Source organism: Paenibacillus sp. NAIST15-1, assembly GCF_001894745.1.
GTDB classification, from domain to species: domain Bacteria; phylum Bacillota; class Bacilli; order Paenibacillales; family Paenibacillaceae; genus Paenibacillus_B; species Paenibacillus_B suaedae.
Genome location: NZ_BBYF01000003.1, coordinates 576,566 through 594,211, shown reverse-complemented (window position 1 = coordinate 594,211; position 17,646 = coordinate 576,566). Strand labels below are relative to the sequence as shown.

18 protein-coding genes and 1 pseudogene are annotated in these 17,646 nt (G+C 47.3%); 18 read left to right on the top strand and 1 reads right to left on the bottom strand.

Annotation, left to right across the window (positions count from 1 at the left end; all coding sequences use genetic code 11):
* Window positions 1–205 precede the first annotated feature (205 nt).
* From murA to PBN151_RS10340, 17 genes and pseudogenes are all read left to right on the top strand, one after another.
* Window positions 206–1,489, top strand: a complete 1,284-nt coding sequence (murA, locus tag PBN151_RS10415) for a UDP-N-acetylglucosamine 1-carboxyvinyltransferase (RefSeq protein ID WP_065292689.1) — start codon at window positions 206–208, stop codon at window positions 1,487–1,489.
* 113 nt (window positions 1,490–1,602) lie between these two features.
* Window positions 1,603–2,535, top strand: coding sequence for a cell division protein FtsQ/DivIB (locus PBN151_RS10410; protein ID WP_072728870.1), 933 nt, complete (start codon window positions 1,603–1,605; stop codon window positions 2,533–2,535).
* 279 nt (window positions 2,536–2,814) lie between these two features.
* Complete coding sequence (gene ftsA, locus PBN151_RS10405; RefSeq protein WP_021256750.1) at window positions 2,815–4,059, top strand: cell division protein FtsA; 1,245 nt, start codon at window positions 2,815–2,817, stop codon at window positions 4,057–4,059.
* 52 nt (window positions 4,060–4,111) lie between these two features.
* Window positions 4,112–5,245 (top strand): cell division protein FtsZ, encoded by a 1,134-nt coding sequence (gene ftsZ / locus PBN151_RS10400; RefSeq protein WP_072728869.1) that lies wholly within the window; start codon window positions 4,112–4,114, stop codon window positions 5,243–5,245.
* Between the two features lie 238 nt (window positions 5,246–5,483).
* Window positions 5,484–6,473: a sigma-E processing peptidase SpoIIGA gene (spoIIGA, locus tag PBN151_RS10395; RefSeq protein ID WP_072728868.1), complete on the top strand. Its 990-nt coding sequence runs from the start codon at window positions 5,484–5,486 to the stop codon at window positions 6,471–6,473.
* Between the two features lie 97 nt (window positions 6,474–6,570).
* Window positions 6,571–7,293, top strand: a complete 723-nt coding sequence (gene sigE, locus PBN151_RS10390; RefSeq protein WP_028531271.1) for an RNA polymerase sporulation sigma factor SigE — start codon at window positions 6,571–6,573, stop codon at window positions 7,291–7,293.
* Window positions 7,294–7,423: 130 nt separating this feature from the next.
* Window positions 7,424–8,206 carry an RNA polymerase sporulation sigma factor SigG gene (sigG, locus tag PBN151_RS10385; RefSeq protein WP_005548072.1) on the top strand — a complete coding sequence of 261 codons (783 nt, stop codon included), beginning with the start codon at window positions 7,424–7,426 and terminating at the stop codon, window positions 8,204–8,206.
* Window positions 8,207–8,347: 141 nt separating this feature from the next.
* Window positions 8,348–8,635: a YlmC/YmxH family sporulation protein gene (locus PBN151_RS10380; RefSeq protein ID WP_036592529.1), complete on the top strand. Its 288-nt coding sequence runs from the start codon at window positions 8,348–8,350 to the stop codon at window positions 8,633–8,635.
* 49 nt (window positions 8,636–8,684) lie between these two features.
* Window positions 8,685–9,542, top strand: coding sequence for a peptidoglycan editing factor PgeF (pgeF, locus tag PBN151_RS10375; RefSeq protein WP_072728867.1), 858 nt, complete (start codon window positions 8,685–8,687; stop codon window positions 9,540–9,542).
* Window positions 9,541–9,931, top strand: a pseudogene (locus PBN151_RS30705) (alanine racemase); the annotation flags it as partial. The gene pgeF and the pseudogene PBN151_RS30705, both read left to right, overlap by 2 nt.
* Window positions 9,931–10,383, top strand: a complete 453-nt coding sequence (locus tag PBN151_RS10365; RefSeq protein WP_021256744.1) for a cell division protein SepF — start codon at window positions 9,931–9,933, stop codon at window positions 10,381–10,383. The pseudogene PBN151_RS30705 and the gene PBN151_RS10365, both read left to right, overlap by 1 nt.
* A gap of 2 nt (window positions 10,384–10,385) precedes the next feature.
* On the top strand, window positions 10,386–10,658 hold the full coding sequence (locus PBN151_RS10360) for a YggT family protein (RefSeq protein WP_036592436.1): 273 nt from the start codon (window positions 10,386–10,388) through the stop codon (window positions 10,656–10,658).
* Window positions 10,659–10,677: 19 nt separating this feature from the next.
* Entirely contained in the window at window positions 10,678–11,469 is a 792-nt protein-coding gene (locus PBN151_RS10355) for a YlmH family RNA-binding protein (RefSeq protein ID WP_072728866.1), read from the top strand.
* A gap of 89 nt (window positions 11,470–11,558) precedes the next feature.
* Window positions 11,559–12,050 (top strand): DivIVA domain-containing protein, encoded by a 492-nt coding sequence (locus PBN151_RS10350; protein ID WP_021256741.1) that lies wholly within the window; start codon window positions 11,559–11,561, stop codon window positions 12,048–12,050.
* 120 nt (window positions 12,051–12,170) lie between these two features.
* Window positions 12,171–12,371, top strand: coding sequence for a hypothetical protein (locus PBN151_RS30700; protein ID WP_139070715.1), 201 nt, complete (start codon window positions 12,171–12,173; stop codon window positions 12,369–12,371).
* Between the two features lie 80 nt (window positions 12,372–12,451).
* Window positions 12,452–15,544 carry an isoleucine--tRNA ligase gene (gene ileS / locus PBN151_RS10345; RefSeq protein WP_072728865.1) on the top strand — a complete coding sequence of 1,031 codons (3,093 nt, stop codon included), beginning with the start codon at window positions 12,452–12,454 and terminating at the stop codon, window positions 15,542–15,544.
* Between the two features lie 362 nt (window positions 15,545–15,906).
* Window positions 15,907–16,194, top strand: a complete 288-nt coding sequence (locus PBN151_RS10340) for a DUF5665 domain-containing protein (protein ID WP_051250047.1) — start codon at window positions 15,907–15,909, stop codon at window positions 16,192–16,194.
* Here PBN151_RS10340 and PBN151_RS10335 read toward each other — a convergent pair.
* Window positions 16,188–16,934, bottom strand: coding sequence for a TraR/DksA C4-type zinc finger protein (locus tag PBN151_RS10335; RefSeq protein ID WP_072728864.1), 747 nt, complete (start codon window positions 16,932–16,934; stop codon window positions 16,188–16,190). The two genes, PBN151_RS10340 and PBN151_RS10335, sit on opposite strands and share 7 nt — an antisense overlap.
* A gap of 182 nt (window positions 16,935–17,116) precedes the next feature.
* Here PBN151_RS10335 and lspA point away from each other — a divergent pair, with 182 nt between their 5' ends.
* Window positions 17,117–17,629, top strand: a complete 513-nt coding sequence (lspA, locus tag PBN151_RS10330) for a signal peptidase II (RefSeq protein ID WP_072728863.1) — start codon at window positions 17,117–17,119, stop codon at window positions 17,627–17,629.
* The last annotated feature ends 17 nt before the right edge of the window (window positions 17,630–17,646 follow it).

The window sequence follows — 17,646 nt, the reverse complement described above, 5'->3', positions numbered from 1 at the left end:
GCTGCTTAACAGGTTTGTCGGAAATGCGACGCTAAGCTCTTCAGCATAGGGGATGCCAATTTCATTGTTATCACCGGTCAAGCAACAGCGTCAGACGTGCTTGCCCTTATAGCGTGCATTCAACAGATGATACAAGAGATACAATCATGCAGCGTTGGTGCCGAAAATCGAGTAGTGGGTGAGCGGTAATCTCGGAGGTGACACATTGGACAAATTGGTGATTGAGGGTGGAAGGCCTCTATCTGGTACGATTCGTATCCAAGGAGCTAAAAATGCCGCTTTACCAATTATGGCAGCCTCGATTCTAACCGATGGCATCGTTAGGCTAGAGAACGTTCCGCAATTGCTAGACATCGAGGTCATGCAGCACATTATGCGAAGTCTGGGCTGCAGGACGATCCAAGATGGAGGGACGGTCTCCATTGATACGTCAGGCGCCCATTCCACGCATGTGCCGGAGGATTTGATGCGCCAGATGCGTTCTTCTATTTTCTTGATGGGGCCGCTGCTTGCAAGGTTTAAGGAGGTTCACATCTATCAGCCAGGTGGCTGTGCAATCGGTGAGAGGAAGATTGATCTGCATCTGCGTGGACTGCAGTCATTAGGCGCAGAGCTGGAGCATTGCGGCAATCGAATCACATGCCGTGCAGAACGGCTCATTGGGACAGATATTCATCTTGATTTTCCAAGTGTTGGTGCTACGGAGAATGTGATGATGGCAGCCGTTCTCGCAGAAGGAACGAGTGTCATAACGAATGCAGCAAGAGAACCGGAAATTGTTGACTTGCAGCATTTTCTGAACAGCATGGGTGCACAGGTGTCAGGAGCCGGTACAGACACAATTGTCGTTGAAGGCGTTACGAAGCTAAGAGGAAGCCAATATGAAGTGATGCCTGATCGCATTGTAGCGGGTACGCTCATGATAGCCGCTGCGGCAACCCGAGGAGCAGTAACGCTGACCAATGCGCATGCGAGCCACTTGACTTCGCTAATCCATATCCTGCGCCGCGCCGGTGTTCAGATCGCAACGAGTGATGGTATAATCAACGTAACTAGCTTTGGTAGAGCGAAGGCTGTAGAGCGAATTGTAACGTCGCCATATCCTGCGTTCCCGACTGATTTGCAATCTCAGCTGATGGTGTTACTGTCACTTGCTGATGGGGTAAGTGTGATGAAGGAGACGGTATTTGAAGGCCGTTTCCGGCATGTCGAGGAACTCGCCAGAATGGGAGCAGATATTCGGGTTGATCTGAGTAATGCATTTATCAAAGGTGTGCCAGAATTGTATGGTTCGACAGTCGAGGCAACCGACCTGCGCGCAGGAGCGGCGCTCGTTATTGCTGGGCTTGCCGCAAGCGGTCGTACCGTCGTAGAGAATGTTCATCACATTGATCGCGGATACGATAGTATCGAGCATATGTTTACTAGGCTCGGCGCGAAGATTGAACGAATCACGTCTGTGCCTAAGCTTGATATTGCCAACGGATAATGCAATAATTTATACTCGGTCCCCTTCTTTGATACGGAAGGGGACTGTAGTAATTCTCGTATTGATGTTTCTAGTTACTTTGAAATGTGTATTGATAGAAGGGGATGAATCCAGTGTCATTGAGAACGATACCCCCGCTGCCTGATAAGCCGGTGAGGAAGAAACGGATAGGTGTCAGAGTGAAATGGCTGCTCCTCTTCCTTCTAGTTGTGCTGCTTGTTGTCCTGTTCTTCAGGTCATCAATCAGTAAAATAAAAGAAGTTCGCTGGATTGGGAATCACCTCGTCAGTTATGAACAATTAAGCAGCAGCAGTGGTGTGAAGCCGGGTGAACCGTATTTCGGAACGAGTGAAAGTTCTGTTGCGGAACGAATCAAGGCGGAGTTCCCATTTGTCAAATCGGTTCAAGTGGACAAGCAGTTCCCAAGTGTCATTGAAATTTATATTCAAGAATATGCTCCAGTTGCTTATGAGTTGACGGAAGATGGGAGCATCCAAGCATGCTTGGAGAATGGTGCGGTGATCTCGCTGAAGGACAAGCAGAAGCTTGTACTGGAGAAGCCGGTTCTTACACAGTGGGAAGGTCAAGCCGAATTGAAGACCGAGCTAAGCAAGGCACTTGCGGCTACGCCAAGAGGGCTGCTGGCTGATATTTCGGAGATCCGCTACTACCCGTCCTCTTCTTATCCTGATCGGATTAAGATGTATACACGTTCTGGGTTCGAAGTGGTTACGACTGTGCCTTTACTTCCTGATAAGATAGCTTACTTGAGCGGTGTCGTGGAATCTCAGTCTCCTGGACGGATAACGATGCTGAAGGCAGACTCGTATATTCCGTATTCCAGCCTGCCAAATGACATCGAGGCTCTCGAGGGAGCCAAAGAGGACAAGGGAGAAGCTGAAAGCTCAGAGCAGAATAAGGAAGGCACCGGCTCGGAGAATACAAATGAGAAAGTACGTGGATCTGAGCAGGAAAAAGGAGCTGACGCAGAGAATGATATAAAGGAACCTGAGAAAGGCCAAGAAACAAACAAGGAAACGGAATAAGACAATGGTTCATCCATGAATGAGCAAAATATGGAGAGATAAAAAAACTCTACTCAATAAACGGAAAAAATGCTAGAATAAAACTTATGGGTATTTCCGTTCTCTCCTTCTTTTTTCTTCACGTTTTTAAGAAAGAAGACGGTTACTGCTTATATGGAAGGAATTTGTCTTCAAAAAATTTGTAGAAAAAAGAGGGAATGACTAAACTTTGTTGAATACATACAAAGTGTCCGGGGATACAAACATACCAATTGATTGGGAACTAGGAGGTGCCACGGGTTGAGCAGCAATGACATCATTGTGAGTTTGGACATCGGTACATCCAAAGTGCGCGCTATCATCGGGGAAATTAACAACGGAACGCTGCAAATTATCGGCGTTGGATCTGCTGACTCAGAAGGTATTCGCAAAGGTGCGATTGTAGATATTGATCAGACTGTCCAGTCAATTCGTAATGCGGTAGAGCATGCGGAGCGAATGGTCGGCATTGAAATTACGGAAGTGTACGTAGGCATATCAGGCAATCATATCGGCTTGCAATCCAGCCATGGAGTTGTCGCGGTATCGAATGAAGACCGTGAGATTGGCGAAGAGGATATTGAGCGTGTGCTCAAAGCAGCAGAAGTTATTGCTTTGCCACCAGAACGTGAAATCATCGACGTGGTTGCAAAGCAATATGTTGTTGATGGACTGGAGGATATTCATGATCCTCGAGGCATGATAGGTGTTCGCTTGGAAGTCGATGCCACGATTATAACTGGGGCGAAGACAGCTGTACATAACTTGTTGCGTTGTGTGGAGAAGGCTGGCTTGCATGTCAAGGATCTAATATTAATGTCTCTTGCCGGAGGGCAGTTGGCATTGTCTAAAGATGAGAAGATGATGGGCTCCGTCCTTGTAGATGTCGGTGCAGGCGCAACGACTATTGCTGTGTTCCAAGATGGAACGCTTGCTGCTACGTCTACATTGCCTATTGGCGGGGACTTCGTTACGAACGATATCGCATATGGTCTTCGAACCATGTCTGACCATGCAGAGAAAGTAAAGCTGAAGTTCGGCTGTGCATGGATTGAGGACGCGCTAGAGGATCATGTGTTCAAAGTAACGCGTATCGGCAGCAATGTGGAGAAGGAATTCAATCAAGTATTCCTTGCCAACATCATCGAACCGCGTATGGAAGAAATATTCCAGCTTGTCAAAAATGAAGTGAAGCGACTAGGCTTCACGGAGCTGCCAGGTGGGTACATTCTGTCTGGAGGCACAGTCTCTATGCCTGGAGTTCTGAAGTCCGCCCAAGCTGCCATGCAGACTTCGGTACGAATCGCGGTACCTGACTTTATTGGTGTACGCGATCCAGGATTCGTAAGCGGTGTTGGGGTATTGCATCATGTGTTGCGCTCCGTTCGTCCACGCAGTGCAGGTGGCGCCAAGAAAGCGGCAACTCGGAAGCCAACTCCAATGGAATCATCAAACAAACCTAGCTTCATTGATCGGTTAAAAAATATGTTTAGTGAATTCATTTAATAAAAGTTGACTTCAGGCCATCGGTGCACAATGAAGAGGAGATGGAGGACTCATGTTGGAATTTGAATTTGAAATGGAACAGTTGGCCCAAATTAAAGTTATTGGTGTCGGTGGCGGCGGTAGCAACGCGGTTAACCGAATGATTGATAATGGCGTTCAGGGCGTTGAATTTATTACAGTAAATACGGATGCGCAGGCGCTACACTTTGCGAAGTCCGAGCACAAGCTGCAGATCGGCGACAAATTGACGCGCGGTCTTGGTGCAGGTGCGAACCCAGAAGTAGGGAAGAAGGCTGCAGAAGAATCCCGCGAGTTGATCAGCAATACACTGAAAGGTGCGGACATGGTATTCGTTACTGCCGGTATGGGAGGCGGAACAGGTACTGGTGCTGCTCCTGTAATTGCTGAGATCGCGAAGGAATGCGGCGCATTGACTGTTGGTGTCGTTACGCGTCCATTCACATTCGAAGGCCGCAAGCGTTTTTCGCAAGCAGAAATCGGTATCGAAGCATTGAAGGAAAAGGTAGATACGCTTATCGTAATCCCGAATGACCGTTTGCTAGAAATCGTAGACAAGAAGACACCAATGCTGGAAGCTTTCCGCGAGGTTGATAACGTACTCCGTCAAGCTGTGCAAGGTATTTCTGACTTGATCCAGGTACCAGGTCTTATCAACTTGGACTTCGCGGACGTGAAGACGATTATGACTGAGCGTGGTTCTGCCTTGATGGGGATTGGTGTTGCGAACGGTGAGAACCGTGCTGCTGAAGCAGCACGCAAGGCGATCATGAGTCCATTGCTCGAGACTTCCATTGATGGTGCTCGTGGTGTCATTATGAACATTACAGGTGGCGCAAATCTGTCCTTGTATGAAGTCAATGAAGCAGCAGAAATCGTTACGGAAGCTTCCGATGTGGAAGTAAATATGATCTTCGGTGCGATCATCGATGAGAATATGAAGGACGATATTAAAGTTACGGTTATTGCGACAGGATTCGAGAGCAAGGCGGCTGCGCCAATTCCAGGACGTCGTCCAGCTACTGGCTCGACTAGTTCAAACTCTGGCGAATCTCAGGAATCTCGTTCCTCGTCTACATTGCGCCCGTTCGGCAATCAACCAGCGTCTGATCAGCTAGATATTCCGACGTTTTTGCGTAACCGTCCACGCAGCACAAATAACGAATAATACGTACTACTTTACTATAAGCGTTTGCCCGTTAAGGGCAGACGCTTTTTGCATTTTCCACAATTACCTCCGACGGCGACTAGAGCTGTTATCTAATGGTCCTTCCCGATGAAGATTGGAATGATCGACAAAAAAAGTGCCATTCCACACCCATCATTAGACAGACTTCGAATACATCACTCTTTATACTAATTAATAACTTCCCAATAGTTGGCGGCAGAAAAAGGAGGGAAGCGCATTGACCGTCATCTATGCCGATCTTCTATTCGGCCTAAACTTAGTATTGGATTGGACGCTGCTGCGAATGACTGCGAAGATCCGCGGAATCCCGTTTTCGCGCTGGCGGATCGTTGCCGCAGCAGGCTTGGGTACTGCGTATGCAGCAGTGCTCTTTATTCCTTCTTATCCGATCCTCTATACGTATGTTGGCAAATTACTCTTATCTATACTTATGATCATCTTGGCGTTTGGATTTCAGAATGCCGGATATTTTCTTAAAAATATTGCTGTCTTTTATTTTTCGGCCTTTGTCATTGCTGGCGGGGCATTTGGGCTGCAATATTTGCTGCAGGATGCGCGGGCTTGGACAATATCCGATCGTGCGACACAATGGATGGATGCTCATCGCACTACCTTTCAAGCTGGAATAGGCTTTCTCGTAGTAGCTCTTCCTGCCTCTTACGCATTATTCCGTCTCGTATGGCGACATAGTGCAAGACAGCAGCAGGTAGTGAAGCAGCTGGTGCAATTGGATATCTATATAGGCGATACAGTTCGACATTGTACAGGACTCGTAGATACGGGAAATCATCTGCGAGACCCACTAGGAGGAGCGCCTGTAGTAGTAACGGAGTCGAGGCTGTGGGAGGGCGTTCTGCCTTCTGAATGGTTGAAGAGGCTTCGGTCAGAGCAGCCATTTGATATGCTTCAGTCTTGGAAGGGAACAAGTGAAGACGGAGGAATGCTGGACGAATCCCGGCTGCGGCTCATCCCTTATCGTGGGGTGAATCGTGACATGCAGTGGATGATGGGACTGCGTCCGGATTCGGTTCGGATACGCACAGAGAACGAGACTTATCTATGTACGAAAGTAATTATCGGGTTGGATGGCGGGACATTGTCACATGATGGTGCCTTCCAAGCTATCGTGCATCCAGATTTGCTGCAAACTTCAGAGAATGAGTCTGCCTATCATGCTATGCCGGATTCTACTCACCGCGCTTCGTAAGCGGCCTGCTAGGATGAACATTGCTATTATTCTATCGATTATACTGATGTACCTATACGAACGACCCTGTCATCACTAAGTTGTAGGAGGATTGGCGATGCGTTTGCAATGGAAACTGAGGATGCAGCTTCACTATTATCGGCTGTTATTCTGGCTAGGACTGAAGCGGGATGAGATTTATTATATTGGCGGAAGCGAGGCTCTGCCTCCACCATTAACCAGGGAAGAAGAGGAATTTTTGCTGTCACGGCTGTCGACCGGGGAGTCAGCAGTACGAGCAATGTTGATTGAGCGTAATTTGCGTCTCGTTGTTTATATTGCGCGCAAATTTGAAAATACAGGCATCCATATTGAAGATTTGGTCTCGATTGGTGCTATTGGACTGATTAAGGCTGTTAACACCTTTGATCCAGAAAAGAAAATCAAGCTTGCTACGTACGCATCGCGCTGTATCGAAAATGAAATTTTGATGTATTTGCGACGTAACAGCAAGACAAGAACGGAAGTATCCTTCGACGAGCCGCTCAATATTGATTGGGATGGCAACGAATTGCTGTTATCGGATGTGCTCGGCACAGAGAACGATACAATTTATAAAAATATTGAAGAGCAGGTTGACCGCAAACTGCTGCACAAAGCCTTGGATAAGCTAAGTGATCGGGAACGAATGATCATGGAGCTGCGCTTCGGATTGACAGATGGAGAAGAGAAGACACAGAAGGATGTGGCCGATATGCTGGGCATATCCCAGTCGTATATTTCCCGGCTTGAGAAACGGATTATTAAGCGTTTGCGCAAAGAATTTAATAAGATGGTGTAAACGTTTCACTGCTTGAACGGGTGCGGAATACGGCTCAATCGGAACTAATCAGGCGGAGGAAACGCAGGAATAAAAAAGCACCCCGGGGAGATAATGTACATTAATGTTTCATCCCTGGGAGGTAATACGAATGACCCGAAACAAAGTCGAAATTTGCGGTGTCGATACATCGAAGTTGCCCGTCCTCACGAACGCCGAAATGAGGGAATTGTTCGTGTCATTACAGGAGCGAAATGAGCTATCGGCTCGGGAGAAGCTGGTAAACGGTAATTTGAGGCTCGTATTGAGTGTGATCCAGCGATTTAACAACCGAGGCGAATTCGTTGATGACTTATTCCAAGTTGGCTGTATTGGATTAATGAAAGCCATTGACAACTTCGACCTTGGTCAGAATGTTAAATTCTCTACATATGCGGTTCCGATGATTATCGGAGAAATTCGCAGATACTTGCGGGACAATAACCCAATCCGGGTGTCCAGAAGCTTGCGGGACATCGCGTATAAAGCATTGCAAGTGCGTGACTCCTTAACCAATCAGAATTCTCGTGAACCGACGATTCACGAAATCTCGGAGGCGTTGAATGTTCCGAAGGAAGATGTCGTGTTCGCACTTGATGCGATTCAAGATCCTGTGTCCTTGTTCGAGCCAATTTATCATGATGGCGGCGATCCGATTTATGTGATGGATCAAATTAGCGATGAGAAGAATAAGGACGTGTCATGGATCGAAGAGATCGTTCTGCGTGAGGCAATGCGGAAGTTGAACGAACGTGAGAAGATGATTTTATCGATGCGTTTTTTCGAAGGCAAAACCCAAATGGAAGTTGCAGACGAGATTGGCATTTCACAAGCGCAAGTATCTAGGCTAGAGAAATCCGCAATCAATCAGATGCAGAAGCATGTTCGCACGTAAATACCTAGTTTGAACAGATAAGCCGTCCGCGGTTATGCGGCGGCTTTTTTTTATGTCTGTCAGGGCATTTTGCCCAATGCATTCATATACTAAGGTATGTACGCTGGCTACGGTCAAATTCCTGGTGGAATGGTGATTGCGATGAAAATTTCTGATTTTCAAACGAAGGATGTAATCAACATTATCGACGGCAAGAAATTAGGTCAAGTAAGCGATGTAGAGCTCGATATGAAACAGGGAAGAATTGAATCCATCGTTGTTCCCAATTACAGTAAGTTCATGGGGTTGTTCGGTGGCGGAAGCGAGTTGATCATTCCTTGGCGAAATATTGTGAAGATCGGCGCTGATGTCGTTCTGGTGAAAATGGAGGAAATGAAGCAGGCGCGAACTGAAGAATATGACAGCACTGCCTTTGTACAGAAACAATAGGCTTCACCGTACGGTTTGTGGTAAACTGTACGGTGAGGTGATTATCGTCATGGAACCATTTCAATTACAGAAGCCTGAGGCAGCAGAAGGGCCTGTCCTATTGAATGTCAAGAAATGGACAGAGGCTTATCCAGAGTTGACGGCTGGTTTCACAACAAGAAATGGCGGCGTGAGCAGTGAGCATTTTAACTCATTGAATTGTGCGCTGCATGTACACGATAATGAGGCAGATGTCATCCATAATCGCGAGCTTGTCGCCAAAGCGTGCGGCATGCCATTTGAAGCATGGACATGTGGTGAGCAGGTGCATGGAAGTCATGTTCATGTCGTTACAGAGGAAGAACGAGGAAAAGGAAGGCTGAATCGTGAAGATGCGATTCAAAATACGGATTCTTTGGTTACTGATGTTACGGGAGTTCTATTGACTTCATTTTATGCCGACTGTGTTCCATTGATGTTCTTAGATCCGATCCAGCGCGTGGTCGGTCTTGCACATGCAGGGTGGAAAGGAACCGTCAGCAATATTGGCGCTGCAACGGTACATAAGATGCAGGAGCAGTTTGGCTGCCGTATTGAGCATATTCAAGCAGCGATTGGACCATCGATTGGCTCCTGCTGCTATGAGGTGGACGAGCGCGTAATTGGCGAAGTGCGGCGTGTGCTCGCAGGCGATCCACAAGCGGAGCAAGTTCAGAATGATATCATCCGTCCGACAACATCTGGGCATGCTATGCTTGATTTGCGTGAATTGAATCGACATTTGTTGATCCAAGCAGGAATTTTGGCAACAAATATCGAATGTACTACACTGTGCACCGGCTGCAATATAGATATGTTCTATTCCCACCGAATGGAGGGCGGGACGACCGGTCGCATGATGAGTTGGATTGGCTGGAAGAAGGGATGACAGAATGACGCTGCAGCAACGAATCGAAGCTATAGGGCGGAACATTCGCTGCTTCATTCAGGTGAATATCTAGGGTGAGGAATCCAAGCATGGATTAGAACCGGAACAAGCCGCGGCATTTGTGGAGCAATTGCGCGCGTTTCCTCATATTGAGCCGATTGGACTAATGACGATGGCTCCATACGAAGCTGAACCGGAACAGACGAGACCCGTATTTCGCAGATTACGGCATATTACGTGAGTTGCGAGACGAATTTGGATCATCGTTGTCCATATCATTGCCGCACTTATCGATGGGGATGCCCAATGATTTTGAAGTCGCTGTGGAAGAGAGGGCGACATGGCTGAGATTTGGATCCGTCCTAGTTGGGAAGGAAGGGGAAACGTAATGGGTGTAATGAACCGATTTATGAATTTTCTAGGACTTCAAGAAGAAGAAGAAATCATTGAGCGTGAGAAAGTAGTAACGGATATGAACGAGCAAGAGGTAGAAGCGCCGAATTTTGACCAGCGCAAATCCTCTAAGGCTGCTAATGTAGTGAGCATACACTCACAGAAGTCCTCCAAGATGGTGCTATATGAGCCGCGTTCTTATGATGAGGCCCAAGAGATTGCGGATCACTTGCGTTCACGTCGCTCGGTTATCGTGAATTTGCAAAGAGTTCGGAAGGATCAAGCTTTTCGGATTATTGATTTCTTGAGTGGCACGGTCTATGCATTAAGCGGAAACATATCCAAGGTTGGTGGAAATATATTCGTGTGTACCCCCGAGCAGGTTGAAATTCAAGGTTCCATCACAGAAATCCTACACGACGATTACGAAAACATGCAAACGAGGTGACCTTGTTGGAGTATCAGATTGCTGAATACGTGTATTACCTGTTCAACATATACAGATGGTTAATTATTGTTTATATTTTGATGTCTTGGGTACCTAATGTACGCGAGAGCTTTATCGGCGAGATTCTAGGCAAGATTGTTGAGCCTTATTTGGCTCCGTTCCGCCGTATTATTCCGCCGATCGGCGGGATGCTGGACATTTCCCCAATCGTGGCATTGTTCACGCTTGAGTTCGTGTACAGAGGTGTAATTGCAGTACTTCAGTATTTTATTTAGCAATAGGTGAGTGCTAGTGATGACAGCAAATGAAAATATTTATACGCACTTTCACCCTGATGAGCGTGTGTTTGTCGATCGCGCTGCGGAGTGGGTGGAACGTGCGGCGCAAGTCCACGAGCTCCGTCGTACTGATTTTTTGGATCCGAGACAAGCTTTTATTGTGGCTACATTGGTCAATCGGAATGCTGATGTTCAGCTGCGCTTGGATGGAGGGCATGAGCAGGCCGAACGCAAGCGTGCGCTCATTGCTCCCGATTATGTATACGCAGACGGAGAAGAAATGGGGATGCAAGTCCTTCAAATTATTTCTTCCGACCGCAATTGGGGGCAGCTTGAGCATGGCGATTTCTTGGGTGCTGTGCTCGGGCTTGGCATAAAGCGAGACAAAATTGGCGATATTCACGTTAACGATGATCGTTGCCACATTGTGATCACAGAAGAAATTGGGGCTTTTCTCGATACACATCTGCGTCAGGTACATCGCGTGAATGTAATGACCGAGATTGTCCCATTATCCGAGCTTCGGACTGCTCATGCAGAGCTGAATATGATGTCCATAAGTGTTGCATCCCTTCGATTGGATGGCATTGCCAGCGATGTATTCAGACTTAGCCGAACGAAGATCGTAACCCCGATCAAGGCGGGGAGATGCAAGGTGAACTGGAAGGTAGAAGAAAATCCGTCCACCCAGCTCCAAGCGGGGGATGTTGTCTCCTTGCAAGGGTTCGGACGATTCAAAGTAATAGAAATTGAAGGCGTATCGAAAAAAGGCCGCATGCGTATTTCGGTAGGTACTTATACACGTTGAGCTCGCTGTAGTTTGTACGTTTGCAGCTAAGAGGGTTCGAAAAGACATGATTTGCCGCATGCTTTTGTAATTTTGAGGAGGTGCACACGATGCCATTGACACCACTAGACATACATAACAAGGAATTTAGCCGCAAGCTGCGCGGTTATGATGAGGACGCTGTTAACGAGTTCCTCGATCAGATTATTAAAGATTATGAAGCGCTAATTCGCGAGAACAAGGAACTGCAAAACCATGCAAACTCCTTGCAGGACAAGCTTGACCATTTCGCGAATCTTGAGGAAACCTTGAGCAAAACGATCATCGTTGCACAAGAAGCTGCGGATGAAGTGAAGAGCAATGCGAAGAAGGAAGCACAGCTTATCGTCAAAGAAGCTGAGAAAAATGCAGATCGCATCGTGAACGATGCACTGGCGAAGTCGCGCAAAGTTGCGTTGGAAGTTGAGGAGCTTAAGAAGCAATCCTCGATCTATCGTGCACGCTTCCGCACATTGGTTGAGGCTCAGATGGAGCTGCTCAATCAAGACGGCTGGGATGCGCTTGAGCGTGAAGAAGTGAAGGAAGTTAAAGAATTGTATTAGTCGTAGGGGCGGCTGATTGACATTTGCCGCAAAACACGATATAAATATGTATTAATAACGTGATATTCAATGACGGGAACGCACTGACACGCCCATCCGTTCTTCAGAGAGTCGGAGCAGGTGAGAACCGACGAACGAATCGTGTTCAGACATCATCCCAGAGAAGATATGCCGAATGCAGTTGGTTGGATTAAGGCTGGCGTAGTAAGCATATCCGGATCCCCTCCGTTATTGGGGGCTTGTATGCTTGGAGAAGCATGCATGATGAAGGTGCCGTACGACAATGTTGTAAGTCATTGTTGGACGGAACAAGGGTGGTAACGCGAGCAGAACCTCGTCCCTTTTTGGGAGGAGGTTTTTTTTGTTTCCTCAATTATGTATCGAAGAAAGGAAGTATCACTGTGAGAAAAGTTGATGTCAAAGAACGCGCCCGGGAACGGGAGCTGCGTGTATTGGCGAAATGGAACGCGGAAGATACATTTGCCAAGTCCATCGAGCATCGCGCAGACAAACCTAATTTCGTATTTTATGAAGGACCGCCTACAGCAAACGGAAAGCCTCATATTGGGCACGTGCTCGGACGTGTAATTAAGGACTTTATTTGCCGCTACAAGACAATGTCCGGCTATCGTGTCGTGCGTAAAGCGGGCTGGGATACACATGGTCTACCTGTAGAGCTTGGTGTTGAGAAGCAGCTTGGCATTTCTGGCAAACAGGAAATTGAGAACTATGGGGTAGAAGCATTCGTTAAAAAATGTAAAGCGAGTGTATTCGAATATGAGAAGCAGTGGCGTGAGCTTACGGAAGCGATCGGGTACTGGACGAATCTCGATGATCCATACATCACGCTTGATAACAACTATATTGAAAGTGTGTGGCACATCCTGTCCACGATTCATAAAAAAGGATTGTTGTACCGTGGGCACCGTGTAAGTCCATATTGCCCATGCTGCCAAACGACACTCAGTTCGCATGAGGTAGCACAAGGTTATGAAACGGTGAAGGATTTGTCTGCAACTGTGAAGTTCAAGCTGCATGACAATGGCGAATATGTGCTTGCTTGGACAACCACACCGTGGACATTGCCAGCACACGCTGCACTTGCCATGAATCCGAACATGGATTATGTTCGCGTTCAGCAAGAAGACGGTGTATATATCGTTGCGAAAAATCTGGTTGAAGATGTGATGCAGGGCGAGTACACGATCTTGTCTGAGCATAAAGGCTCTGAGTTCATTGGCAAGACGTATGCTGCTCCATTCCCATATGTTGTGCCCGAGAAGGGACATCTTATCGTCGCTGCTGATTTCGTAACAGATTCCAGCGGTACGGGTATCGTTCATATGGCCCCGGCTCACGGTGAAGACGACTACAAGAGCTGCCGTGAGAATGGAATCAGCTTCATCAGTGTTGTGAATGCCCAAGGCCGCTATAACGATGAGATTACTGATTTTGCAGGACGCTTCGTGAAGGATTGCGATATCGACATCGTGAAGAAGCTGTCTGAGAACGGAACCTTGTACTCCAAGGAAAAATACGAGCACAGCTATCCATTCTGCTGGCGCTGCAAAACGCCGCTTCTCTACTATGCGACAGAATCGTGGTTCATTGAGACGACAGCGGTTAAAGATCAATTAATAGCAAATAACAGTAAGGTCGACTGGTACCCTGGTCATATTCGCGAAGGCCGCTTCGGCAACTTCTTGGAAGACTTGGTGGACTGGAATATTAGCCGTAACCGTTACTGGGGCACACCGCTAAACGTATGGGTATGCGGATCCTGTAAAGGTGAATACTCGCCAGACAGCCATCAAGACTTGCGCGATCGTGCGACGTCGCCGGTAGATGAGAACCTGGAGCTGCATAAGCCATATGTGGATGAAGTTAAGCTGCACTGTCCACATTGCGAACACGGTGTAATGGAACGTACGTCAGAAGTTATTGACGTATGGTTCGATAGTGGTTCGATGCCATTCGCTCAGCACCATCATCCGTTCGGAGATGAGAAGAAGTTCGAAGAACAGTTCCCTGCAGACATCATCTGTGAAGGAATTGACCAGACTCGAGGCTGGTTCTTCAGCTTGCTCGCCGTTGCAACGCTGTATAAAGGCATAGCGCCATACAAGGCCGTTATCTCAACGGGTCACGTGCTCGATGAAAATGGACAGAAAATGTCCAAATCGAAGGGCAATGTTATCGATCCATGGGATATTATCAATGAGTACGGTACAGATGCATTCCGCTGGGCATTGCTGTCGGATAGTGCACCTTGGAACTCGAAGCGCTTCTCGAAGCAAATCGTAGCAGAAGCGAAATCCAAAGTAATTGATACGCTTGTGAACACGCATGCCTTCTATGCGCTGTATGCTTCCATTGATCAATATGATGCTAGTGCATATGAAGAGCGTCCATCGAACAACAAGCTGGATCGTTGGATCTTGTCTCGCTTGCATACGCTGATCGCAAGTGTAAGCAAAGGACTGCAAGCGAATGATTTCTTGAATCCGGCAAAAGCTATCGAGTCTTACATCGATGAGTTGAGCAACTGGTACATCCGCCGTTCCCGTGACCGCTTCTGGGGCAGCGAGATGACAGAGGACAAATTGACCGCCTACCAAACGCTTCGCCGTGTTCTGCTCACGTTGTCCAAACTTATCGCGCCATATGCTCCGATGATTGCAGAAGACATCTACATGAATCTTGGCGGCACAAGCGAGAGTGTGCATTTAGCTGACTATCCTGTTGCAGATCAAGCCTTGATAGATGCCGAATTGGAACGCGATATGGAAACAGCTCGTGAAATCGTTGAGCTGGCACGCAACGTACGTAATGAAACAGGCATCAAAACGCGTCAACCGCTGTCTGAACTTATCGTGTCCATGGATCGAGAGTTCCATCTGGAGGCTTATGAAGAAGTCATCAAGGAAGAGATCAATGTGAAGGAGATTCGCCTCGAGACAAGCGACTCCGGCTTTGTTGATTTTACATTGAAGCTTAACCTCAAAGTAGCCGGCAAGAAATACGGCAAAAATGTCGGTGTCCTGCAAGGCGCTTTGAAGTCGATGGCTGCTGAGGACACTCGTCGTATCGTCGAATCCGGTGTATGGAACTTCACGAACCAAGACGGTGAAAGCTTCGAGGTGACACGTGAGGAGCTTCTGATTGAGAAGCAAGCGAAATCTGGCTTCGCATCAGCATCAGGTTATAAAATTACAGTCGCATTGAATACGGAGATTACGCCGGAACTCGAGCAAGAGGGCTGGGTTCGCGAAGTTGTTCGCGGTATCCAAGACTTGCGCAAGAAGCTTGATCTGCCAATTGAGAAACGGGTCGATATCGTTCTGGATGTCGATGCGCAATTGCAAGCGGCGATTCAAGCGTTCGAGTCCACACTGCGTGATAACGTACTCGTTGCGAACTTGTCGTTTGGTTCTCAAGAGGGTATGGAATCCGTTGATTTGGGACAGAAGACGATCCGAGTCGCAATTGCGTAGCAGTTTCTGCGTATAGATGTTTCCAATTCAGGGGAGTCTATGACGAATAAGAGGGGGAGAGCGTTGACCTTGCAGATGGTTAATCCATCTGTTCGGTCACGCTCTTTTTGCGATATAAGGGGATGTAGTACATCGGCTTTCACAGAGGAGGAAATGTCATGACAGCGCATGATTCGAACAATTCTACAAATCCACAGAACCCAAGTGCCGAGCGTGAACAAATAGCAATTCAACAAGGGGGCAATACTCACACAACCAAGAGTGGGCAGCAATTGACGGATTCGAGTTCATTGGATACCCAAGGAGAATCAAAAGCAGGCGTATCCATCACCACTACGCAAGATGAAGATGATGCTAAAAAAATGATGAAGAGCATTCATGATTATACGCTGCAAATTGCACAAGCGATGGAGAAGTCTAGAATTTCAGAATACAATGAATTGCTGTTCAATCCGCGCAAGCTGATCTGGGTGAACCTCATGGGTGGAGCGGCCCGCGGTGTTGGAATTGCGATTGGATTTACGCTATTTACGGCTATCATTGTCTACATTTTGCAATATTTAGGCGCGCTCAATCTGCCTATCATCGGTGATTTTATCGCTGACATTGTACGAATTGTTCAACATCAGCTTGATGCGAAGTTCTATTGATTCCCATCGTAATCGGCATCATATTCTTGATCAGGCTCGAATAACCCGACGCCCTCTTGGTTATCCATATATTGACGATATTGACGATTGCGAACGATAGTTACATGGCGTCCTGTCATATCCGTAGCGACAAAGCTCTCATAGGCTTCAACACAGCCATCGAGTTCTTCGGATGCTTCGATGTAGAGATTGCCATAATCATCGACGTCGCGTTCTTCATGCATGGCAGGTGTATTGGATGTCCCCCAGGACTCGACTATTTGCCAAGCATCTTCACCGTCGAAGCCATTTTGCGTATCTTCGTCAAGGCTAGTCCTCCCGAATGGAGGCATAAGAAACTGTTCTTCGACCGGCCGACGTTCGGACACAATCTGCTCAGGGGAATGCTCGACGCAATACATCGTGGAAGGGACGGCTTCAAGACGTTCATAAGGGATGTCTCTGCCGCATGCAACACACTTGCCGTATTGTCCCTTATCCATGCGGGATAGGGCAGTATCAATGCGTTCAAGCAATATTTCATCGTGCTCATTTAGTGCGATGTCCTTACCGCGCTCGAACATCTCAGTACCAACGTCCGCGGGGTGATTGTCCAGTGTAGACAGCTCTCCTGTGTTTTCACGTAAGGAATTGGACAAACCATAATGATCTCCGTGATGAAGACGGCGCTCGATCTGAGCCTTGGATTGCAGCAATTGTTGTTGCAAGCTGTTTAATTGTTCAGAGGATAGTCGATTCATTCGTGCAGAACGCTCCTTTCGCGTTGGCGTAACTTATGTCTAGCATGTGCAAGTTGAAGGACGTTCCTGCGTGGTAAATGGCGTAGGCGTTGGATTGGTTTGGGTTCGGCTCCTGTGATACAATGAGCACAGCTTCAAGTTCTTTCACACTTAATAAAAATTAAATGAGGTGACTGTGGCACGTGTGGTACTATATTATCGCCTTTATCGTTTTGCTGATTGATCAAGTAAGCAAATGGATGATCGCTACGAATTTGCAACTGAGAGAAAAAATTTCGGTAATTGGTGACTTTTTCTTGATTACGTCGCATCGGAATACGGGGGCGGCCTTCAGTATTTTAGAAAATCAACGCTGGTTCTTCATTGTCGTTACGACAGTGGTAGTAATCGGACTTGTATGGTATATGCAGAAGATTAAACATCAGAGTGGAGTCATATTGCCACTGGGACTCAGCTTGATCTTAGGTGGGGCGATCGGCAATTTTATCGACCGTCTGCTTACAGGGGAAGTTGTTGATTTCCTGCAGTTCAATTTCGGGTCGTACACGTTCCCAATATTCAATGTAGCAGATATGGGAATCTGTATCGGCGTAGGACTGGTACTGCTTGATGCGCTCGTTACCGTGAAGCGGGAGAATCAATCCGGCACGGGTACACCTGCAGAACAACAAGATCATTCATCGAACCAAGCATAGGATTAGCATAGAGGGGA